Raw genomic sequence first — 23,410 nt, 5'->3', positions numbered from 1 at the left:
TTTATGGGTTTGTTTTTGTTATTTTTTTCGGATGATGAGCCTGTCTGCCTTGTGCGATATTTTGATAGGGTAGGTTTGTTCAAGCACGGCAATTACTTCATCAATATTGTTATTAATAAAGCTGGCGTTCAGTTTACCCAGGCGCGAGAGGTTGCTGTCCAGGTCAATATTGATCTTGTAGTGTTGTTCCAGTTTCTTCACCACATCGGCCATCGGCTCATCAACAAAATGCAACTGACCGGTTAGCCAGGCATCACTGTTTTGATTTATGCTGGCATAAGTAGTTAGCTTATTGGTACTCAGGTTATAGTTGGCGGCAGTGCCCGCGGTAAGTATGCCTTTGGTTTCCCGGTTGGCAATAAACATTACGCGGCCGGTTTTTACATCGATATTGATGTGATAGGTTGTTTTGTTGATGTTGAACGAGGTACCCAGTACACGCACCGCTGTATTATCCATGTGGATAAAGAAAGGCTTTGAGGCATCTTTAGCTATTTTAAAAAATGCATTGCCCGATACGAAGTAGATAGGCCTTGTATCGCCACTGAATTTTTCGGGGTACCTCACGGTAGAATGCGCATCAAGATAAACTTTTGAGCCGTCTGCCAGTAAAACAGAATCCTTTGCAGCCAATGTGGTTTTGGTGATGTACGCCGGCTTTTGCGGCTGCATATAATTATATACCAAAACAGCGATAGTCAGCATGGCTGCCACACCCGCGGCCCATTTAAGTGCCCTGAAGCGGGAGCGTAACGGAATAACTTCAGCTTCTGCCGGGTTATACCCGATTTTGGCTGAAAGTTTATCTACAGCTATGGCTACATTAACCTGCTCAAGCGGCGCGCTTTCAGCAGCCCGCTGCCATATTTTATAAATGTCCTGATAGTATCTTTCGTTCTCTGAGTTTAATAAACGCCATTCGTTAATGGTGTTTTCGAGCGCCTTGTCTTCAGGATTATTTAGAAATAGAATTATTTGTTGTAGGTAGAGGTCTTTTTCGGCCATCTGTTTTCGTTTATTTATGTATTAGACAAACGAAAATGGTATTTACCCCTAATAGATTTTAAAGTATTTTTAAAAAATTAAAACTTTTTTTGATAATAGAGTATTTTAAATGGTTAAACCATTTACTTAGGCTGTTTTGTGTGTTCGTAATACGGCCTAATTTAGTCCAAAAGCAAATATTATGGCTTTGTATTTTAATAAATCTATCCCGAGTTCGTTTTTTATAGCATAAAGTCGCTTTCTGAGGGTTTTTAACGCGTTAGAAATGTGGTTTTCCACTGTTCTTTCGCTAATGTTTAACATTTCAGCTATCTCCCGGTACTTTAGCCCTTCAAAGCGGTTCATTTTAAAAACCCGTTTACATTGTTCGGGCAGCAGTTCTATTTCTTTGTAAAGTATAACTTTTAATTCGGTTTCGTGCAGTTTGGCGTAAGCATCCTGTTCGGTAATTTCCTGGCCTATTTGGTCGTGGTGGCGTTGTATATTCTTTTCGCGCTTGAGGTAATTGAGCGAGTTATTAATAACAATTTTGCCGAAGTACGATTTGATAGCCTGCGGGTTATCCATATTAAAAGGCGCTTCCCAAAACTTTATAAATACATCCTGTACTATGTCCTCGGCCACGTCGGTATCTTTAACATACTGAAATGCCAGCAGGGTATAAGTTTGAAAATGCCGGGCGTAAAACTCAGTAAACGCCTTCTTTTCAATTGGTGCCGTGTTAAATATATCGAAGTCGGTAGACTGCATTATTAAAAATGGGGTACTTTTTAATTAGGTCGCGACAATATAGTGTGTTATTTTCAAACAAACTATTTTCTTAAAATTAACATTTAGGCTTTATAAAATAATATAAGGAATTTAATGTGCCGAAAAATAACTGATGGTTATTTATTAGTTAAGCAGGTTTTTAATGTCGTTCATCAAGCCGGTTTTGTCGCTCGGGCGTTTCGCGTTCGCGTCAACTATTTTACCTTCTTTATTCATCAACATATAACGTGGTATACCCGTAATTTGAAATTTGCTTTTTAAAACAGTATACTCATCTTTACTTAACAGGTAATGCTCGCCTGCAATGCCATTGAGTTTAATCGTCTTGCTCCACGAGTCCTCTTTGCAATCCACACCTAAGTAAAGAAATACCACATCTTTATCCGCGAGTTCTTTTCTCATAATTTCGCTGTCGGGCATCTCGCCCATGCAAGGTCCGCACCACGGTGCCCAAAAATCTACATAAACAATTTTTCCATAGTATTTTTGAGCCAGTGTTTCCAGTAAATCATCATGCGGATGATTAATGCGATCAATTACATGCGAGCCTTTAGGCAAATTACCTTTGCTTTTGGCCAGCAGATCGTCATTCGCTTTTTTTAGTTCTTTTAAAAGCTCGGGGTGCTTAATAATGGCAGTAGAATTTTCAAATGCTGCCGAATCAATCCCCTTGCTTTCATTCACCTTATTGTAAACCTCTTTTGCCTGTAATATGTCGGCACCAAGTGTGTTGTTAAATTTAATGCGTTCAAATAACCGTTGCCTGCTTTTTTCCTTTTGCTGATCTATCGCCTTGCGTGCGCCTGCAAAAAGTGCTTCGCTTATTGCATTTGATATACTGTCTGATTCGCTGATAAATGTAGTTTGATAAGAAAGCGAATCGGGACCGTTTGCCGTAAATACGATATTGTTTTTGATGAATTCTTCCTGATCGGGTGTAAACTTATAATTGCTTTCTTTAGCAAATTTCAAAACTTCTTGAATACCAGGTGATTTTATTTCGGAATCGCCGCCTGAAGGTAAAACAGATAGTTCGTATAGCGTACTCGCGTATTCTTTTGTTACTGCGCTTACTTCATTATTAAAGTCGAGCGAAGCAAGAAAGTCAAAGTAGCCGATGCTCAGTTTTTTTCGACCGTTAAGCCATCCGTACCTAAGCAGTTCGTTCGCCGTACCGAATTTGATAGTCTGCTCAAAGTATTGCCTGAATCTTGAACCCGTATTATGCTGTTTACTGTAGCTTGAAAGTGTATCAAGCATGGTTTGCGCTATTGCAAGCCGGTATGTTTTGTAAGCCGTCGGATCGAGCTTTGTTTGGTTATCGTAGTTATGCGATGAATAAAGTATGTGCCTCAGCCTGAAATTAAAATCATTGAAGGCCGTGTTTAACAGTGCATCCTCACCCATAAAAATAATTTTCGGGCGACTTGTCATGTACGCTATGGCGTCCTCCATTGTTGCCAGTTTGTTCTCGCGGTTTAGCTCTATGCATAAGGTAGTATGGTGGCCGGGGATAGCAAAAAACTCAGCCATTTCTTCCCCAAATCTTATTAAAATCTCATGAGGGGTATTTAGCTCTAAATCAAGGCTAAAACGGCCAAGGCTATCAACCTCAATGGCCTGCGTTTTTTGCGATGGTGAAATTAACGTCTCATAGTTTACATCTATGTAACGGTAGTTGTCGCGTTTTCTGTCGTAATCTTTTAATATGCCTTTCAAATGCGTAATTCCGTCCTTTATCAGCGGTGCTTGAAACCCGGCATCGTCATGCCTACCGTAATTAGAATGCTCATTGAATTTTGCACTGTATTTAACCTGCGAGTTGGTTTTGTAACCTATTTTGGCGGTATTTTCGTCAATAGGGGTAACATATAATGTTTTCTTTAAGCCGCTGTTTTGTTCAAGCGCTAATTGATATTGCTTGTTTTTGGCGCTTATAATTTTATAGTTCCAATAGCTGCCGTTAGTAAATACGTATTTATTTGTAATGCCAAATACCCATTCATTAGTGTTTGGTGCGAGCCAGTTGCGGAGTAGGGTAGGCGTAAGTTTTTGTTGAGCCGCGACTTTTAGTACCGATAGTATAATGATTGTTAAAAGGAATAATTGCTTTTTCATTTGTAGTGTAAGGTGGTTGATGGTTTTTTGTAACGCGTTTTAACAAGCTGGATATATGAAAAAACGTTTTACCAATTTATATAAATGCTTTGTTATTTTACAAGGTTTATTGGGATAACACGCTTTGTTTTAAACTGAAATATTCTGCGGAGCAAAAAAACAAGAAGATGCTTAAGCCTGAAAGGAAAGGGCATCTTCTTGTTATATAAATATTATTGGTCGTCGGTTGGCTTTTGTTTGTACGGCGTATTTAAGCCGTCGCTTAATTTTTTCATGTAAAGTTCAAATTGCTCACGTTCTTCATCACTCATGTTTTGAACTTTAGCTAAAAATGCGGGACTTGCAGCATAGGCGGTAATTTTTTCAAGTATTTCAGCAAATGCCATGTACTCCTTTTTAATGTTAGGATATTCGTCAAACTCGGTTTTGGTTGTTTTTAGCTTTTTGAGCAAATCGGGGTTGTAAGTAAGTTTGGCCTTTGCCAGTTTTTTGTCGAGCAAAACCAGGTCGGGCTTTATAGCAGGGTCGCCAAACTTGAGGTTATGGAAAATTGGCCTTAAAATAATGGCATGTTTTTCCAACTGCTTGTATAGTTTTTCAATCTGCGCGTCGCGTACCCTATCGCTTACCGCTACGCTTGGCTGTCCGCCGCTCAATGATTGTATTTTATCGGCAGATAATCCTTTATAGTTATTCAAGCCTTTAACGTATGAAGAGGTAACTCCCGTATTGATAAACTTTTGAAGCGCGTTAACTGATAGATCTTTGTAACCGATATCCATAAATCCTTTAATATATGATGGAGTTACTCCCCACGAACTAAAGGCTTGCAGGGTAGGTAACGACACATCTTTGTAACCGATGTTTTTAAAGCCATTGATATAATCGGGCGTTATATTCCATGAGGTTAATGCTTGCAGGGTTGGTAAAGAAACATCATAATTGATATCCTGTAAGCTTTTAATATACGACGGCGTTATATTCCATGAGGTTAGTGCCTGCAAAGTAGGTAATGACACATCATATTTGATATCCTTTATGGCTTGAATGTATGATGGCGTTATATTCCATGAGGTTAACGCCTGTAAGGTAGGTAAGGAGGTATCGTATTTGATATCCTGTAAGCTTTTAATGTACGATGGCGTTATGCTCCAAGATGTTAATGACTGTAAGGTTGGTAATGATACATCGTATTTGATATCCATCAAAGATTTAACATATCCCGGAGTTATACCCCATGAGCTAAGTGCCTGTAAATCATTTACGCTTAAATTTTTATAGCCAATATCTTTAAATCCTTTTACATAACCGGCAGTTATGCCCCATCCTGCAAAGGCCTGTAATGTTTGGGGTGACAGATCAGCGTAGCCGATATCAGTAAAGCTTTTTATATAAGCCGGTGTAATTTCAATAGGCTCTGTATCTACAGGTTTTTCGGGCGTTATTTTAGCTGCTAATTGCACTTCACTTTCTTGTGCATCTGCCGCTTTCTTTTTTATAATGGTATCTTTTTTAAGATTGATCACCGGGGCAGTGCGCGGCAAAGCAATGGCATCACGTTTTGTGTGCTTACTTAGCGGACTGCTGGTGGCAGCCTGTTCGTTTAAACCGCACACCAGTATTACCAATACAGGTACCAGCATAAAGTACTTCCAGCTGGTGTGGATGTTTGATCGTTTAGCGTTCATCATAAGTATACGTTTTTTAAGGAGTGATTGATTATAGTTGGTAGTAACATGCATTGAATAGTTTGGCACCGATACCTTCAGAAGGCTCATCTGGTAACTTTCGGGCTCTACTTTATATTTGTTAACGAGGGCATCATCAGTTAAAAACTCAATATTGGTTTCCACCTCTTTGCGGTAAAGCCAGGCAAAGGGGTTAAACCACTGCATCACCAGCATCAGCTCGGCTGCTATCAAATCAAAACTATGGCCTTGTTGTATATGCACTTTTTCGTGCATCAGTATTTGCTTGTAAGTTTCCCAATCGTATTTGGCAGGGTTTATAAAAATGTTATTCCCGAACGAGCAAGGGGCTTTATCGCCATCAAGTTCCACTATCCTGTAAAAGCCATCGAGGATAACCGGTTTTCTGTAGGCCTGGTAAAGCAGCACAATAAGCTGCAATAAAAAGTTAGCCCCAAACACAGCTACCCCGCACCAGTATAGCCAAATTACCCATTTGATAACGTTATCCCGGTTAATGCTGTAAGCGCTTTCTGACTCGGCAACAGGTACAGTGTTTTGTATTTTGGCAGTATTCTGCTTTAAGTTTTTTGGCGGAGCCGGGAGAGGTATGGTGTTTATTATCTTACTCTCTTTTGCTAATTCGTTACCGATAGGCGTTACAGCTACAGTATTATTTGCAGCAGGCGCTTTTCTTAACGACAGGCTTTGCGGCACCGAAATAAAGGGCAATGCAAAGGCCATCCCTAAACAAGCCAACAGCACCACGCGGTTTAAGTTATAGTAGGTTTCCTTTTGTAATAGCAGTTTATAAAACAACAGGCAAACGGCCAGCAGCAGGGCTACATGTAAACTATATGGTATCATTAGTTTTGTTTTTTAATGATGTTCAGGATGTCGTTAAGCTCTTGCTCGGTCAGTTTTTGCTCTTTGGCAAAAAAAGCGAGCATATTGGGGTAAGAGTTATCAAAATACTGGCTCACAATATCTTTCATGGCATGTTTTTGATACTCTTCTTTTGATATCAGCGGGAAATACTGATAGATATTACCTACCGCTTCGTGGCCCAAAAATCCTTTATCTTCCAGTATTTTAACCATGGTTGCCAATGAGTTATAATGGGGTTTAGGATCGGGCATTGCAGGCATTACCTCCTTGATAAAGGCGCGTTCCATCGTCCAGAATACCTGCATAATTTGTTCTTCTCGTTTTGCCAGCTTTTGCATAATTGTGATTTATAAATCTAACATACTACTAATTGATTAGTATTTAAACTAATTTATTAGTATTTTTTATATAGTACTGATTATAAGTATATTAATTATTGACTGTATAAAAGAAAAGCGCCAAATTACTGTTGCTTGTAATTTGGCGCCCTGTAAAAGAGAATAATGTAACCGCTTAGTCTGTCGCGTGCTTGCGGGTAATGCCCAGCCGTTTCATTTTTGAATTTAAGGTAGTTGAGGGAACGTCGAGCAGTTCGGCCGCGCCGCCCGGACCGGAAATGCGCCCGTTACATTTTTTAAGTATGCTCAAAATATACTCCCGTTCGTTATCATCAATGGTTTTTACCCTGGCGCCATCAACCGGGGGGGCTTCCTGGTCAACTTTTGCCGATGGTAAATTTACCTTCTCAATCACATTGCCACGGTTTAACAATACGTTTCGCTCAATAAGGTGCTCCAGTTCGCGCACATTACCGGGCCAGTGATAGTAGGACAGATCGCTCAAGGCCTGCGACGATAAGGTCATGCCTTCTTTGCCTGCCCGTTCCGCGTACTTTCGCACAAAAAATTCGGCCAGTTCGGGTATGTCTTCCTTCCGTTCCCTAAGAGAGGGTAGCACTATCGGGAAAATGTTCAGGCGATAATAAAGATCGAGCCTGAATTTACCGGCCGCCACCTCTTTTTCCAAATTGCAGTTGGTAGCGGCAATTACGCGTACATCAACCTTAACGGTTTCTTTGCCGCCAAGCCTTTCTATCTCTTTTTCCTGTAATACGCGCAATAGTTTTGACTGCGCTTCTAAAGGGAGTTCACCTATTTCATCCAAAAAAATGGTTCCGCCCGATGCCTGTTCAAACTTGCCTATGCGCTTTTCAACCGCGCCGGTAAAAGCGCCTTTTTCATGCCCGAACAGTTCCGACTCTATCAGATGTGTAGGCAGTGCCGCGCAATTAACCACAACGAGTTGTTTTTTGCTGCGCGATGATCTTGAATGGATAGACCGTGCAAACCGTTCCTTACCCGTACCGCTTTCGCCGAGTATTAAAACGGAGGTTTCCATGGGGGCAACCAGTGTGAGGTGGTCAAGGGCGGTGAGCAAAAGATGGCTGCTGCCTATCATGCCGTCAAAGCCTTTTTGCAGCATTTGCTGCGTGGTTGCTCTTGCTTTTATTGCAGGTTCGGCGGGCTTGGTTATTTTGTGGTTTGCCAGCAAACCGTCAAAGGTAAGTGAGAGCGATCTTTGCAATTTGTTTACAAGCGCGAGGTGCCGGTTAGTATAAATATCACTTTTGCGGCTGTAGAACGAGAAGGTAAAGCCCGGCCGCCCGGTAACGGGTATATACATCACCAGGTTTGATCGCATTTGAAACACGCGCGATACAAACCGTTTGGCTGCATTCTCTTTGCAGCGGGCCACAAAGTCGTCGTCATTATACAATGCCGAAAAGGTATCGTCGGTAGTGGGTTCCTGCAACTTCAGCAGTTCGGCCTTTTTCATACCCGAAATGGTCATCAGCTCGTCAAACCCGATCACCTGGTAATCGTTAAAACTGGTGCGCAAAAAACTGATGCCATCATACGGCAGGCTATCCAGGTTTTTCATCCCTACGGCCAAATAATCAAAGGGCACGTAAGGTTGTATCGTCTTTGCAATTTTCAAAAATTTATGGCTCCATTCGGTGGGTTCGGCCAGTATATCGGCAAGCGCGCTTTGCAGTAATTGCTCGTTGGCGCGTTTAGTCAGCATGCTTTGCTCGTGCAGGTATTGGGCAATTTCAAGGCTTACCAGTACATCCTTTTCGCGAAAAGGCTTAACCATAAAGCCGTAGGGCTGCGTGGCTTTGGCTTCCTCCAAAATCTTCTGGTTTGAATTGGCCGACAGGTAAACAAAGGCTATTTGCTCATCAACCAATTGTTTAGCCAGGTCGATACCCGTTAGCGTGCCTTTTAAATGGATATCGAGCAATACCAGTTGCGGTTTTTGGCGGGCTATGATCTCGCGGGCTTCTTCTACCGAATCGGCAATGTCGCAAACATCATAACCGGCTTTCTCCAGCATAATAGCAAGATCGTTGGCTACAATAAATTCGTCTTCTACAATTAGTATCTTTTTAGTCATGATAATAGGTTGATCAATGTTTATGCTATAAGGCGTTTTTCGTTGGTAAAATTGATAATGATGGCTATCCCATCATCGTTTTTTACAGCGAAGGTGCCGCTTAGTTGTTTGCTCAGGCCGCGCATAAGGCTCATGCCCAAGGTTCTGCTTTTTGACAGATCGATGTTTTCGGTAAGCCCTCTGCCGTTATCGCGTATGGTTAATTCGTAATTATTCTCGCTGCATTCGCGCAGGGCGATGTATATAATTCCGTCGCCATTTTCGGTAAAAGCGTACTTTATTGAATTGGTAATAGCCTCATTTAAAATAAGGCCCAGCGGAACAGATTTGGTTACATCCAGCTCAACAGGAGCTATATCCATCTCGAACCTGATGCGTGGGGCAATATCGAAACTGTCGCTTAAGTACTGAATAAGGTCGCTGATGTAAGCGGGCATACTTACCAATGCCATATTTTCAGACTGGTAGAGCTTTTGATGAATAAGCGAGATGGATTGCATGCGGTGCTGACTTTCCCTGATGGCTTTATAAGCCACATCATCGTTAAGGTAGGATGATTGGGTGTTAAGCAGGCTGATCACGATTTGCAAATTGTTCTTTACCCGGTGATGGATCTCTTTCATCAGCCATTCCTTTTCTTCAAGCAAACCATCCTTCTCGGTGATCAGGTTGGTTAATGAGCGGTTTTTAAGATTGATCTCTGATTGCTGTACCTGCAACTGCCTGTTTACCCTTTGCTTCAGTAAATAGCGGTTGTAACTAAGCCCAAGTAATAAGGCAAGTAGTACCAGGCCGCCTACACTTAGTTTTTGCAGGGTGGCCTGTTGCTTTATATTGGTGTTTTGTAGCGTTGTTTGTTTTTGTAGTGCCTGTATATTGGTTTCTTTGGCTTTTAATTCCTGGTTCTTCTTTTCTATGTTATATGAAATCTCTAACTGGGCTATTCGCTGGCTTGCTTTTTCATTATATAGCTTATTTTTCAGATCAGTATATTTTCTGAAGTTTTTCAACTCATTCACCTCGTCACCGGCCAAAGAATCAATTTGATACTGGGTTCTGTAAGCATTGATCAGGTCGTCATTATTTGATGATCTGATACCCATTTGCTCATAATTATTGGCATGTACCCTGGCTTGCTTAAAATCTTTCACGGCCATAAAATACAGGGCGATTGTTTGCTGTATCAGCCCCTGGTTTCTATCATTACTATCAATTAATAATGAAAGGTTAAGCAGGGTATCACAAAGCTGGCGGGCCTGTGTAAACCGCTTTGAAGCCACCAGCATATTCAGGTATGATATATTTACAAGCGCCCTGTTCACAAATTCTTTTGGCTTGTATAATCGCTCCATCTCCTTCATCAGCCTGTAACCTTCCTGTGGCCTGTGGAGCACTTTTAACACATTGGCTATGTTGTAAGCAAGGGGTATCACATAATCAGGATCATGATTTTTTTTGGCTATAGCTAAGGATTTATGAAAATATATCAGCGCCTTATCAAACTGTTTCAGGGTGTAATAAGTGCCCCCCAGGCGATTAAATGTAGTGCTCAATTGTAACGATTCCGTATCGCCGGCTGCATCTGCCGCCCTAACCGCCAGCAGTCCGTATTTTAAAGCATCATCGTAATTGCCCAACCGCGAGTTAACGATGCCCATGAGGTCGTACAAACCTTGCAGGTCATCTTGCTTTTTAACCGATTCATATAAATGCAAGGAGTTTTTTAATGCCAGTATCGATTTTAAATAGTTGCCCTCTATCTGGTAAAAATCGCCCAGTATTTTAAGTGTAGCGGCAGCCCTGTCATTAACCTGTATGCTTGTAAACAGTGCCAGCGCTTTTTCATAATAGGCTATCCTCGGGCCGTAACCGGGGCCATGAAAAAAGTTATAATACTCTTCTAATTTAAGGTAGGCTTCGGCGGCATCACGTGTTTGTCCGTTCTTCAAATATGCTGCTATAGCTTTGCGCACATCGGCGTTGCATTTAACGCTGTCATTTTTAAGTGTCCATGCTTTGGCCGATGCCATATACCCGTCACCTATACTCTTTACGGCAGTTTGCGGCGCCTGTGAAAAAGCAGGTAAATACAATAATGATAAAAGGGAAAATACGAATAATAGGGTATAGCTTATCTTATTCATTATCGCGTTACTTGCATGCGTGGTATAGGTCAAAATATGTTCCTTAAATATAAGGTGTTGTTAATTAATGAATTACGTGTATTCCGAAACAGGTCATTACTTTATATCATAATTGATGACGATATATCGTCATCAGCTAAATAAGGGCACCTTATTGTATAATTTTCCCGGTTGCTTTATTTCGTCCCTTTTTAGCGTAAGATAACGACATAAAGTAAGCTGGATATGAGTTCGTAAATTAATTGTCTGTATATCAGTTATTTGCAAAAATGGTATCCCTGTTGTTTATGGTGGTCATACCAAATTTACGAATATGTACACACAAAATAAACAAACAGCAGCTACCGCTTCTAAAACTATAGTATTTATTACGGGAGCATTTGTAGGCGCATCAAGCTGGGATAACTGGAAACTATTTTTTGGAGCCAATGGGTATAAAACCATCGCCCCTGCATGGCCTCATAAAAACGCGGATGCATGTACGCTCAGAAAAAGGCATCCCGATGCCGCTATAGCAAGCCAGCGCCTGGCCGACCTGGCCGAGTATTTCGCCAACATTGTACAGCAATTACCCGAAAAGCCGATACTGATAGGCCATTCAATGGGCGGCCTTATTACACAATTATTGGTACAACGCGGACTTGCCGAAGCGGGCATAGCTATCCATTCGCTGCAACCACAAGGGGTGATGACTTTTAAATACTCCTTTTATAAAGCAGGCTGGGGGCCGTTAGGCTTTTTTACATCTGCCAAAAAATCATACCTCATGTCGTTCCGCGAGTGGCAATACGCTTTTACCAACGGCATGGAGTACGAAGAGCAGAAAGAGGCCTACTATAACCTGCTTACTCCCGAATCAAAACTGGTTGTGCGCGACGCGATCACTAAAGCAGCCAAAATAGATTTCAGCCTTCCGCATGTGCCGCTTTTATTTTTGGCGGGGGGCAAGGATAATTTTATACCTGCTTCGCTCAATTACTCCAATTTCAAAAAATACAGTGATGCCGATTCGGTAACGGATTATAAGGAATTTGATAACGCTAACCACTTTGTATTGGGCCAACCCGAATGGGAAGAAAAGGCAGCCTACATCTTAAACTGGATCAGCACCCTTTAATGCTTAGCCACTATATCACCAACAATAACAACATTAATTACACATCATAACAAACAAATCAAAATCATGAAAACAATAAAACAAATCACCCAACTGGCATTAATTGCCCTGTTCACTTTATTAACTACCCTAAGTTTCGCGGCTACTGTTAAACCTGCAACGCCACCCGCAGGCTTTAAAGATCAATATGCCGTGGTTAACAATGTAAAGATCCATTACGTTATTGGCGGCAAAGGCGAGCCTTTATTATTAGTACACGGCTTTGGCCAAAACTGGTATATGTGGAACCGCTTATTGCCGGAGCTTTCTAAACATTTTACCGTGATAGCACCTGACCTGCGTGGTGTTGGCGAATCGGGCAAACCGGCCGGTGGTTACGGTAAAAAGAATATGGCAGTAGATATGCACGAACTGATGAAAAAGCTGGGCTATCAGCATATCAACCTCGCAGGGCATGATATAGGCCTGATGGTTGCTTACGCTTATGCCGCTCAATTCCCAACGGAAGTAAAAAAACTTGCCTTAATGGATGCCCTGCTGCCGGGTATTGAGCCGGTTTGGAGCCAGGTGAAATCACAAGCCTGGTGGTTCGGTTTTTTTGCACAACCTCATTCAGGCGAATTGGTATCGGGCAAAGTAGGTTTATTCTTTACTGATTTTTGGCCAACCGTTGGGTTTAAAAATAACTCTTTTACCCAGGCCGAAAAGAACGAGTTCATCAGGGCTTACTCGGTACCCGGCGCTACAACCGGCGCGTTCCATTGGTTTGGCGAATTTAATAACGATGCTAAAGACAATGTGCTATTTGCCAAACATAAACTGCCAATGCCATTGCTGGCCATGGGATCTGACCATTTCGCGGGAGCATTTTTGGCGGCACATTCTAACCTGGTGGCCAACAACGTGCAGGAATCTATCATAAAAGACTCGGGCCACTGGGTTGTGCAGGAACAAACCGCGCAAGTGCAGAAAGCGCTGCTGGGTTTCTTTTTTAAATAAGCATAACAAGCGGGCGGCGACTCATGGCTGGGTGCCGCCCGCTTGTTAATAATGATTATCAGTTCGATCCACTATTGTTTGCTGAACGGACTACCATCCAGGATAAGCAACCTGCCGCCCTTTACCGCGCAAAACTGCGCGTTGTAGTTTTTGGGTTTGCCTTCAATGTCTGAAAAATAAACATGCCAGTTATCGGGTACATTAAAGCTACCGCTGCCCTTGCCTTGTGCTATACTCGAGGCCCCGCCGTATGAATTTGCAGCTATAATGCGCCATGAATAGCTTTTACCCGAAAAGCGATATTCCTGGTTAGATGTATACGTGCTCATGCCCGCGCTTAAGCCGGTGTATATGTTAGCGTAATAGGTGTTGCCGCCAAAATTATTAGTCCAGTTGCCGGTAAGGTCTGCCGCGGCAATGGCGAATTTATTGTAGCCGGCCATTTTTTGCATCGTTTCCCATAGTTTATCCTCGGTATAATAGGTCACCTTATCTACATCCACACCAAAATATTGAACAAACGTATTTTTATCCGGACAAATAAACTCCAGCCAGCCTGTTTTGCCCTTGCTGAATAATACCACGTAGTTGGTTTTACCATTAGTGTTGCCGGTAACAGTGGCCGCCGCGAAATATGCCCGTTGCGAGGTTAGGGTATTAGGCGCGGTTTTATAGCCATTAATATTACGGTAACGGGGAACGATAAAGTGGTTCCAGGCCGCGTCGTTCATTACTTTAGGGTCGGTATTGGCGGCATTTATATTTACGGGGTAGTGTAAAAGTATTTTGATGTTTCCTTTGCTTACATCAACCCAATCCGGCTGTACGGTGCTGACCCAGCCATCGTCCCAATTGGTGGTGTTGAACTTAAATCCGTCGTTCACAGCCGTAGTGTTGGTCACTGTGGTTTGACTGATGTTATTCGCGTTTGCCGGTTTTTGCAGATCGATAGCATTTAAAAAGGAATAAATGGTATTGGTCATATCCCGGCTGTTTGTTTTTGCCAGTATGCTGAGGCAATGATCGTACCCGCTGAAGGTAGTGAGCAATGCCATGGCCGTTGCCCCCTCAAAAGTAAAATTGGCTGCTCCAGAAATAATTTGCCAGCCATTAGCTTGTTCGGTCTTGCTTTTGTTAGGCGCGGCTTCAATATTATTGGGGGTGCGGGCCAGTTTATCCCATTCGCTGTCAAAGTCAGCATCTATTGATCCTTTTGAGGGCACGCTTTTATACATCACCAACTGGCACCACTCACCCTTGGCTTTATCTATTTTGGTGTAGGCTATGTAGGTTTGCTTAGTTTCTTTTGTCCACCCGGCAGGTGCTTTATAGCTAAACAGATCGAACCTTTCGGTTTGCGCGAAAAGGCTTTGCGAAAATATAAGCATCAAAACGGTGACGCCTATAGAGAAGATGCTGTAGTTTTTCATGGTAGAAAGGGATAAATGATGTGTTACTCTTTAGTTACCTTAACATTGCCGAGATATACTTTTACGGCTTTGTCATTCTGCGAACGGTTCTCGAACGAAAGTTTTTCGTACTGCAAACCCGGGGCTATACGGCAATCACCGCAGGGCTTGCCATATTTGCTTTTAAACTCGGTTGATGTGGTTATTGGTTTACCGTTGAGATATAAGCTTATATCGGCACCTTTTTTTTGCAGCTTTACGTGTACCAGCTTCCTGGTATTGGTAAAGTCGCCTATGGGTATGGTAATTTCGCCGCCCTGGTTATTATAATCCATTTGCGAAGGCTGGTTGTAAAGGCGTATGAGCACATTGCCGCGGTAATTGCTGGCATTATCAAAATCGGTTTGATTGCCCGCGGTAACTTCTACATGCAGCCACGATTGGTTTTTGCCTTGTTTTCCTTGCAGTTCAAGCCATACCGAACCACCTGTGCGTTCGCTAAAATCAGAGGTGAGCACATCATACTCCAGCGAGAAGTTTTCGGGCATCTGCCTGAAATTGGTTGGATATACCGGCGAGTTATAACCCATTTGAAGCCATTTACCCGTAGCCTCCGCGGGGGTAGCTATTACCGATCTGTTCCCCGCGTTTTTTACATACCAGCCGGTGGGTGCGGCGCCAATCGAATTTGATGAAAAATCATCGGCGAACACGGTATTGCCCGATAGCTTTACAGCGGCTTTCGCCCGGCCAGCGGCATCCGCTTTACTGCTGTTTCTGTATTTCGTGAGCCTTGCCTGTAACTCAGCTGCATTATTGGGCTGATAGGCAATGCCCTTTACTTTCTGCGGATCGAAAAAGTAGTTATAGATATAATCGTAATTGAGGTTTTCGGTTAGGGCACGGTACATTTCGTAATGTCCGTTACCGTTTTCGGGTGTTTTATACAAAAAGGTTATGGCGATAAACTGCGGCTGGTCTGTTTTAGCGGGAGCGTAAACCGCCGGGTTATACTTACATACGTAACCGCCGATGTGGTGTATCTTTCCAAATTCATCCTGCTCGAACGGGTCAATACCTCCATCGAGCGATTGTAATGTTGGTTGTGTGGTGTTCAGTAACGCGGGCTCGTTCCAATCGCCCTGGTGTTTGACTTTTAGTTTTTTAATAGAAGCGCGAATCTTATCGGTGAATGCTACCTCGGCATTATAAAAAACGGATATATCGGCTGTTTTGCTTCCGCTGGCTTGTTGAAAATCCTTCTTTTTTTGAGCTAAATACCTGTCAATGGAGTTTTCGGCAAGGGTAAGGTATTCGCCTTTGGTGAGCTTAATTATCGGCAGGTTATTGCCGGGTACCAGGTAAACGGTTTGCCAGTAGTTTGAAACAGAGGTAAGGTATTTATGTACGTTGGGGTGCACCTGCGGATCGGTCTTTTCCATGTCGCGCAGTGTTTGGTTATTTTCGGCGGCACGCTCCTCGGGCAGGGTAAAATAAAATTCGTTATCGGTGTTCAGAAAACCGATGCCCTGCGTGTAGCTTACCGAATTTACGTTGATGTAAAAGGGGATCCACTCTTCGGGTACGGGTAAAAAGTGCCCTTTCTTATCTAAAAATCCGTAACTCACATTGTAAACCGGGAACATTACCCCGTAGCTATGCGGAAAATATTCTTTCTTATTGAAATAGTATTTTTTTACGAAACGACCGGTACTGCCTACGGGCGTATAGCTTTGCTGTACCCAATCTACAAAAAGGTTATTGATCTGTTGCTGACGAACGGAAAAGGTTTCGCTGCCGTAAGTTACTGGTTTCAATGGTTTATCGGCCGGGTTAAACTTATCGTACCAGCCTACCACACTGTCTTTAAGCCTTTCTTCTTTGGTAAGCTGCGCGTAGCCATTGAGGCAACAAAAAAGACCGGTAAAGAATGCTATTATTGTTTTCATATGTTAAATATTATTCGCTTGGGTCGAGGGTAAATATGTTGATGCTATTGCCGTTGTTTACGGCTTCTACATTAATGCCGCTGGTGAGGCCCATGGTGGCGGTCACTTTATTTTCAATTATTACAGGGCCAACCATGGCATCGGCACCCGCCTCGAATTTCATTCCGCAATCAATGGGCATGTAATCGGCACCTACCTTAAAAAAGAACTGGCCTTTGGCACCGGGGTTTATCGCCACAAGGTCGAGCTCGCCGCCTAAACCGAATGAAATGGTAAGCTCGCCCTCTTTAAGGTCTTTTTCAATGCCGAATACCAGCAGTTCGCCGCCCTCAATTTCAAAGCTTTTGCAATCGCTTTTAATGGAGGCACCACCCAACGGTATGCCTATCTTTACCGGGCAATCAGCATCCGGGTTATCCTCAACTTGCTGTTTTTTAGGTGGATTTTGCAGTATCTTTTCGCAGCTCACCATGATGCCCTCCGGGGTAGGGTATAACACCTGGAATTTATTGTACTCGGCAATATTGCGCATCAGCCAGTCGGCCTGCGCGTAATACAGCACCTTGTACTCATCGGCACTGAACAAATAGCGCGACCAATGCAGCATTCCGTTCACAAAATCGTATCGTTTGTGCAGTGTTTTGCGCACGTAGCTTTCATGAATGGCCGATGATGTGGCGAGGTACTTTTCGAGGATCTCTTTTTCGAGCCTGCAACTTTCGTAAACGGTTTCGCCTTGCCCGCTTTTGCGCATCTTATCTATCTCCTGGTCGAAGTTTTTGTAAGCGCTTTTAGCCCGGTTAAGGGCATCTTCATTTACTTTTACCAGATCCACCTGCCAGTCGGTCATGGCATTAAGCGTGTGCATAAACATAAACCTCGCTTTGCGGCTAAAAGGACTGCCGGGTACAAAGCCGTAGATACGAGCACCCCATTGAGCGGGACCCTCGTTTTGCATTTTACCCTCGCGCTCATCAGTATTTTTGAGCATTTTATCGTTCCATTTTTGCGATAGATCTTCAACTTCCAGTCGTTTGGTAAGTACCGGGCCAATATCCCCGAGCTTGTAGGCAGCGGGTACAGGCTGGTACTTTTGCGGGTTGAAATATTCGGGCACTACAGGCTTAATGGCATCATAATCAAGCTTAATATTCTTGCTTTCAATAATGTCTTCCAGTATTTCCGAATAGCCGTTCTTCATGGCTTTTTGAATGTAGGGAGTAGCCTCAGTTATCAGGCCCTCGTTACTTAGTATGAATGCTGTACCGCAATTAGCTTCCACGTGAGCGGCATCAACCCGCAGGCAACCCATAAAATAGGTTTTAGCTTTTTGCATATCGCCAAGCGATAAATAGCATTGCCCTATGTTGTTAAGCAGCGTGGCGTTCTGCGGCTTTTGTGTGTTCAGGTACTCCAATATCGGCAGCGCGTGCTGCGGATATCCGGCCTGATGCAATATTACCGCAAGGTTGTTTTTCAGGGTGATATTGCCGGGATCACTTTGCTCGCTTTTTAAGGCGACATATACAGCGGCGGCCCTGCTTTTGTGCAGCAATAGGGTTGGCCCCAGGTTTATAATGGCCGCTTTATTGTTTTGGTATTTACTGATTAGGGCATCTACCCGCTGCCGTGTAAGCACCGCTATTTTAATACTCGCTTTTGCTTTTAACTTTTGAATATAGCTTTCGCAGGCACCGGCTGTAACCAATTTGGGGATGTGCGCTAAAAGCGTGGCTTGCCGTGCGATTTTTTTTGTTGAACTACCCGGCTTAACGGTTGACGGCATACCTGCCGTGCCTGTTTTTGCCATTTGCTTTATCTGCGCCTTTTGCTCGGCGGTAAGGCCCTGCTTATCCAGCATGTCATCCAGCATCTTATCAATCTGGCTTTTTGACGGCACGCTTGCTACCGGTTTCTTTTTCTGCGCAAACAGCGGCGATAAGCAGGTTAACATGCAAATAATCAGTATTGATCTTTTCATAATTATGTACATTTAGCTGCAACCAAATTTCTGATATTTACATACCGGGTATCAATCCTATAAAAAGAGGATATTTAAGCCGGGGGCAGAATAAATCCTACAAAAAGAGGATATAAAAGAGGGAGCTTCCTTTGTTTCTTTGTTAGCAGTATTTAAAACAATTTTATGCGCACAATAGCCGCGGTAATTATTCTTCTGCTTTGCGTAACTACGCTTTGGGCGCAGCAAACCCGCTATGCCGATAGCCTTGTAAAGCAGCTGCAACAGGCTAAAGAAGATACCAACAAGGTATTATTGTACATCAAAACAGGGCAGGCTTTTGAAGACAGAGATACAGAAAAGGCAAAGCAGTATTACCAGCTTGCAGGCCAACTGAGCCGTAAGATCAACTATCCGGAAGGTGTTGTTAAATACATTTTTAACTATACCTATATCCTCAATAATATGGATGGCGATTATGAAACCTCTGTGCGGTTAAATTTGCAGGCGGTGGACATGTCGCGCCATATTAAAGACCAGGTGTACCTGGCTAAAGCCCTATTCAATACCGGTAATGCTTACCGCCAGCAGGGCGACTATGAGAATGCCGTTAAATACTATCAGGAAGGGAAAAAGGTATTTCATAAAATAGGCGATACAAGTACTGATGCCCTTGGCGATGATATGCTGCAACTGTTATATTGGCAAATGCACCAGTATGAAAAAGGCATTAGCTATGGTGTAAGATCTGTTAAGGGATTAAGGAATGCTGACAATAAGGACGCGCTGGGCATAGCGCTGAGTAACCTCGGGCTCAATTACTCATCGGCCGGGCAGTTTGAACCGGCACGTAAGGTTTATAAAGAGGCACTTGCTATTTCAAAGGTCACTGGCGATAAATACCTCGAACTTACCCAATACCTTAACCTTGCCGATATTGGCATAAACCTCGAGCTGGTTACCGATTTAGATGTTTACTGCCGTAAAGCGTTGAAACTGGCCCGCGAAATAGGCTCCAATCAAAGTGTAATTGTGGCTTTGCGCGGGTTATCATATTATCATCTGTATAAAAAGGAATTTCAGCAGTCGAAATTATATGGCGATAGCGCCCTCAGTTTATCCAATCGTTACGGGCAGCGGCTCGAACGGCAAAAAACGCTGGTGCACCTTTCAAACCTGGCCTATGCAATGAGCAACCTGCCGCTCGGCAAAAAATACGCCCGCCAAAGTGAACTGCTTAACGACAGTTTATTGAATGAAAAGATAACCCTGAGCACCACCGCCCTTGAAAAAAAGTATGAGTTTGAAAAAAAAGAGAACCGTATAAAACAGCTGCAAACCGAGCAAAAGATACAAAGCCTGGCGATCAGCAAAAAAAGCTTGCTTAACCAGTTACTCATTGCCGGGGTGGCGCTAACGCTGATCATCGCGCTGTTAACCTACCGTACTTACAGGCAAAAGCAAAAGCTACAGCAATCGCGCATTAGCGAACTGGAGGCCGAAAAGCAACTGGGGAACGCCGAGGCAGTACTAAAAGGAGAGGAGCAGGAAAGGGCACGCATGGCCAAAGACTTGCACGACGGGCTTGGCGGTATGCTTTCGGGTGTTAAATTTTCGTTGAATAACGTACGCGGCAACCTTGTGATGACAGCCGACGATGCCCGCGCTTTTGAACGAAGCCTTGATATGCTTGATAGCTCGATAGGTGAAATGCGCCGTGTGGCACATAATATGCTGCCCGAAGCACTTATACGATATGGCCTGGATACCGCGCTTGAAGGCTTTTGCCAGGATATTAACAACAGTTGGGCATTGCGTGTCAACTACCAATCTATAGGGCTCGAAAAAACGGAACCGGATCAAAGCCGGGCGATCACCATTTACCGTATTGTGCAGGAGCTGTTGAATAATATACTGAAACATGCCGCAGCCAAAAATGTAATAGTACAGCTTACCCAAACCGATGATACGTTAAGCATCACCGTTGAGGATGATGGTATTGGTTTTGATATAGCTAACCTGCCGACTAACAAGGGTATAGGCCTCAATAATATTCAAAACCGGGTTAACTTTTTAAACGGCAGGCTGGATATTGATTCGCAAAAGGGCAAGGGCACATCCACATTAATTGAGATACCCTTATAAGCATGGCTACAAAAATATTTATAGTTGACGACCATTATATGGTGATAGAGGGTATCCGTTCGATGCTGCAAAATGAGAGCGGTATAGAATGGGGCGGGCATGCCATGAACGCCGAATCGTGCATGGCTTACCTGGAGCGGCAGCAACCCGATATTATTTTAATGGACATCCACCTGCCCGATGTGAACGGGATTGATCTGTGCCGCACGGTAAAACTAAAGTACCCCGGCATATTTATCATCGGCCTGAGTACTTTTAACCAGCATACGTTTATTCAAAAAATGTTAGACCAGGGCGCTTCGGGCTATTTGCTGAAGAATGCCACAAGGCAGGAGTTGCTGGAGGCCTTTCAAACTGTTTTAAGAGGTCGTCGCTATTTTAGCCAGGAAGCCTCACATTCCCTGCATCAGCCACCACCCAATGGCAGCCCGCTGCTTACCCGCCGCGAACTGGAAGTGCTCGGCCTTATTGCCGAGGGCATGACCAACCAGCAAATCGCCGATAAATTATTTATAAGCAGTACCACCGTTAATACCCATCGCAAAAACCTGCTGGCCAAATTCAGCGCTAAAAATACGGCTACACTCATTAAAATGGCCACACAGTTTAAGCTGATACAATAGAGGAAGCTTATTAAGCGGCATGCACTTCATCCATTTTGTGCATTCTTTTCTTAATTGGTAATTTAATCGCCTGAGTATTTTAAATATGGTATATTTGATTGTAGTTTATTGAAAGCGATGCCGTAAAATGCCTCTGCTGATAATAAATTGATAATTTGTCTTCTCAATATTAGGTTTATAATTGGTTTGAAAAGAGTCCCTGCTCAACAGGGGCTCTTTCTATTTTAACCTTTTTCGCCGAAATATTTACTATCATTTATGCTTTTATCCAAAAGCTATTATGTCCGTTTCATTGGCTTATTTGTCCAACTATGTGGGCTTATTACGGTAGTCTGTTTTTTTGAGATACATTTGTAAATGTTTAAAGCCTATCAGATCAAGTGGTATTTTATTTTAACCGGGATACTTGCAGTAAGCAGCTTATTACTAAGGCAAATAAGTTTAAGGCAGGTTGAATTATGGGAGTATTTTGACTTTTTCTTCCGTTTGTTAACCACCACCATCGTCTGTTGGCTTATTCACGGATATTTTTTGCTGCACAAGTTTTCATTTAATAATACCATCAAGCAATTCCTGAGTAACGCGTCGGCCATTGTAGCTACTATGATCTTAGGGTATTTGTTCACCCGGTATTTACCTACTACGCATTTAAACGATCCGCCTATGTCGCCTAATATCGGCGCTGTGTATATGATACATTTTATGAGGGCGTTCTTTTTGAGTATTATCTGTTACATCGTTTTTTACAGCATTCATGCCAATACAGCCCTGCAATCTTCAAAACTGGAGAACGAGATATTGGAGCAGGCCCATTTGCGGGCGCAATTGTTATCGCTGCAACAGCAAATAAGTCCGCATTTTTTATTTAACTCTTTAAGTACCTTAAAAACCATAGCGGCAGATCAGCCAACCAAAAACTACGTTGTTCAGCTGGCTGCTGTATACCGTTACGTTTTGAATTTTAACGAGCAATATTTAACCGAACTGCAAGACGAACTTACCTTCATCCGCTCGTATCTGTATATTATGGGCGAACGCTACGAGGATGCCTTGCAGGTGAAGATAGACATACCCGATAGCCATTTCAGGTACCAGATACCGCCGCTCTCGTTACAGTTGCTGGTTGAAAATGCCATTAAGCACAATACCATAGCGCCCGATCAGCCTTTGCATATCTTAATAACCACTAATGATAGTCCGGCGCTTATAGTGGAAAATAACTTTCAACCCAAAAAAATCCCTGATGAAAGTACGGGTACAGGTTTAAAGAACATTCGCGAACGATATAAGTTGTTATTTCATCAGCCCATTCAGGTACTAAATGAGGGGGGCAAGTTTTCGGTTACTTTACCATTATCAATAAAATGAGAGTAGTTATTATTGAAGATGAAAGCAAAACGGCCAAGGAGCTGAAAAGCATGCTGGAGGAAATAGATGGAGACATTCGTGTTGAAATTGTGCTGCCCTCTGTAGCTACGGCAATAAAATGGCTTAAGGAAAACCCTGCACCCGAGCTTATTTTTTCTGACATTCAGTTGGGCGATGGTTTAAGTTTTGAAATATTCAGAGATGTACAAACAGAAGCTCCCGTTATATTTTGCACCGCTTTTGACGAATACGCCATCAGGGCATTTGAATCAAACAGTATTGATTATTTACTGAAGCCCGTTACCGAGGATATGCTGCAACGTAGTCTTGAAAAATACCTGCGGTTTAAAGAGCACCTCATCAGCAGTAACCAGTATTTGTTAAACCTCAATAAAGTACTGGTACAAATGGATACCAGTTACAAGCAGAATATATTGGTTCACTACCGCGAAAAGATAATACCGATACGGGTAGCCGATATCTATTTCATATACGCCTCAAACGGAGTTGTGTATGTTTACACGGGTAACAACAAGAGCTATCCGGTTCAGTATACCATTGAGCAAATGGAAACCATGCTTAACCCACAGCAATTCTTCCGGGCCAACCGTAAGTTTATTCTCAACCGGGATATAATCAGCAATATAGAGCATTATTTTAACCGTAAATTGGTGGTGGTCACCAGTTACGAATCGCCCGAAAAGATCATCATCAGCAAGGTGAGGGCGCCCGCCTTTTTAAAGTGGATGGAGCAATAAGCCGCCGTTTT

General features: G+C 43.0%; 16 protein-coding genes. 6 read left to right on the top strand and 10 right to left on the bottom strand.

Annotated elements, in window-relative coordinates; translation table 11 throughout:
* Positions 1 to 18 precede the first annotated feature (18 nt).
* From AC07NA_RS14640 to AC07NA_RS14610, 7 genes are all read right to left on the bottom strand, one after another.
* A complete protein-coding gene (locus AC07NA_RS14640; RefSeq protein ID WP_494898291.1) occupies positions 19 to 1,005 on the bottom strand; it encodes a FecR family protein in 987 nt (328 codons plus the stop codon).
* A 156-nt stretch (positions 1,006 to 1,161) separates the two neighbouring features.
* Positions 1,162 to 1,755: an RNA polymerase sigma-70 factor gene (locus AC07NA_RS14635; protein ID WP_494898289.1), complete on the bottom strand. Its 594-nt coding sequence runs from the start codon at positions 1,753 to 1,755 to the stop codon at positions 1,162 to 1,164.
* 144 nt (positions 1,756 to 1,899) lie between these two features.
* Positions 1,900 to 3,894, bottom strand: a complete 1,995-nt coding sequence (locus AC07NA_RS14630) for a TlpA family protein disulfide reductase (protein ID WP_494898288.1) — start codon at positions 3,892 to 3,894, stop codon at positions 1,900 to 1,902.
* Positions 3,895 to 4,106: 212 nt separating this feature from the next.
* Entirely contained in the window at positions 4,107 to 6,449 is a 2,343-nt protein-coding gene (locus tag AC07NA_RS14625; protein ID WP_494898287.1) for a M56 family metallopeptidase, read from the bottom strand.
* Positions 6,449 to 6,808, bottom strand: a complete 360-nt coding sequence (locus AC07NA_RS14620; RefSeq protein WP_494898285.1) for a BlaI/MecI/CopY family transcriptional regulator — start codon at positions 6,806 to 6,808, stop codon at positions 6,449 to 6,451. Before AC07NA_RS14620 ends, AC07NA_RS14625 begins: the two co-directional genes overlap by 1 nt.
* A gap of 175 nt (positions 6,809 to 6,983) precedes the next feature.
* On the bottom strand, positions 6,984 to 8,927 hold the full coding sequence (locus tag AC07NA_RS14615) for a sigma 54-interacting transcriptional regulator (RefSeq protein ID WP_494898284.1): 1,944 nt from the start codon (positions 8,925 to 8,927) through the stop codon (positions 6,984 to 6,986).
* A 20-nt stretch (positions 8,928 to 8,947) separates the two neighbouring features.
* Positions 8,948 to 11,071 (bottom strand): histidine kinase dimerization/phosphoacceptor domain -containing protein, encoded by a 2,124-nt coding sequence (locus AC07NA_RS14610; RefSeq protein WP_494898283.1) that lies wholly within the window; start codon positions 11,069 to 11,071, stop codon positions 8,948 to 8,950.
* Between the two features lie 313 nt (positions 11,072 to 11,384).
* Here AC07NA_RS14610 and AC07NA_RS14605 point away from each other — a divergent pair, with 313 nt between their 5' ends.
* Both AC07NA_RS14605 and AC07NA_RS14600 read left to right on the top strand, forming a co-directional pair.
* Positions 11,385 to 12,188 (top strand): alpha/beta hydrolase, encoded by an 804-nt coding sequence (locus AC07NA_RS14605; RefSeq protein ID WP_494898282.1) that lies wholly within the window; start codon positions 11,385 to 11,387, stop codon positions 12,186 to 12,188.
* A gap of 66 nt (positions 12,189 to 12,254) precedes the next feature.
* Positions 12,255 to 13,187, top strand: a complete 933-nt coding sequence (locus AC07NA_RS14600) for an alpha/beta fold hydrolase (protein WP_494898281.1) — start codon at positions 12,255 to 12,257, stop codon at positions 13,185 to 13,187.
* A 71-nt stretch (positions 13,188 to 13,258) separates the two neighbouring features.
* Here the strand turns inward: AC07NA_RS14600 and AC07NA_RS14595 are convergent, their stop codons facing one another.
* The 3 genes from AC07NA_RS14595 to AC07NA_RS14585 are packed head-to-tail and all read right to left on the bottom strand — an operon-like array spanning position 13,259 to position 18,526.
* On the bottom strand, positions 13,259 to 14,617 hold the full coding sequence (locus tag AC07NA_RS14595) for a hypothetical protein (protein WP_494898280.1): 1,359 nt from the start codon (positions 14,615 to 14,617) through the stop codon (positions 13,259 to 13,261).
* Between the two features lie 23 nt (positions 14,618 to 14,640).
* Entirely contained in the window at positions 14,641 to 16,545 is a 1,905-nt protein-coding gene (locus tag AC07NA_RS14590; protein ID WP_494898279.1) for a hypothetical protein, read from the bottom strand.
* 10 nt (positions 16,546 to 16,555) lie between these two features.
* Positions 16,556 to 18,526 carry a hypothetical protein gene (locus AC07NA_RS14585; protein ID WP_494898278.1) on the bottom strand — a complete coding sequence of 657 codons (1,971 nt, stop codon included), beginning with the start codon at positions 18,524 to 18,526 and terminating at the stop codon, positions 16,556 to 16,558.
* A gap of 165 nt (positions 18,527 to 18,691) precedes the next feature.
* Between AC07NA_RS14585 and AC07NA_RS14580 the strand changes: the two genes are divergently transcribed.
* The 4 genes from AC07NA_RS14580 (at position 18,692) to AC07NA_RS14565 (ending at position 23,399) form a co-directional block, all read left to right on the top strand.
* On the top strand, positions 18,692 to 20,650 hold the full coding sequence (locus AC07NA_RS14580; protein ID WP_494898277.1) for a tetratricopeptide repeat protein: 1,959 nt from the start codon (positions 18,692 to 18,694) through the stop codon (positions 20,648 to 20,650).
* 2 nt (positions 20,651 to 20,652) lie between these two features.
* Positions 20,653 to 21,273: a response regulator gene (locus AC07NA_RS14575; protein WP_494898276.1), complete on the top strand. Its 621-nt coding sequence runs from the start codon at positions 20,653 to 20,655 to the stop codon at positions 21,271 to 21,273.
* 357 nt (positions 21,274 to 21,630) lie between these two features.
* Complete coding sequence (locus AC07NA_RS14570; protein ID WP_494898275.1) at positions 21,631 to 22,641, top strand: sensor histidine kinase; 1,011 nt, start codon at positions 21,631 to 21,633, stop codon at positions 22,639 to 22,641.
* Positions 22,638 to 23,399, top strand: a complete 762-nt coding sequence (locus AC07NA_RS14565; protein ID WP_494898274.1) for a LytR/AlgR family response regulator transcription factor — start codon at positions 22,638 to 22,640, stop codon at positions 23,397 to 23,399. Before AC07NA_RS14570 ends, AC07NA_RS14565 begins: the two co-directional genes overlap by 4 nt.
* The last annotated feature ends 11 nt before the right edge of the window (positions 23,400 to 23,410 follow it).

The sequence above is a fragment of the Mucilaginibacter sp. GW821-FHT07G05 genome, from assembly GCF_059418565.1.
Note: the sequence above shows the minus strand (reverse complement) of the source record. Positions and strands in the feature narration are given on the sequence as shown.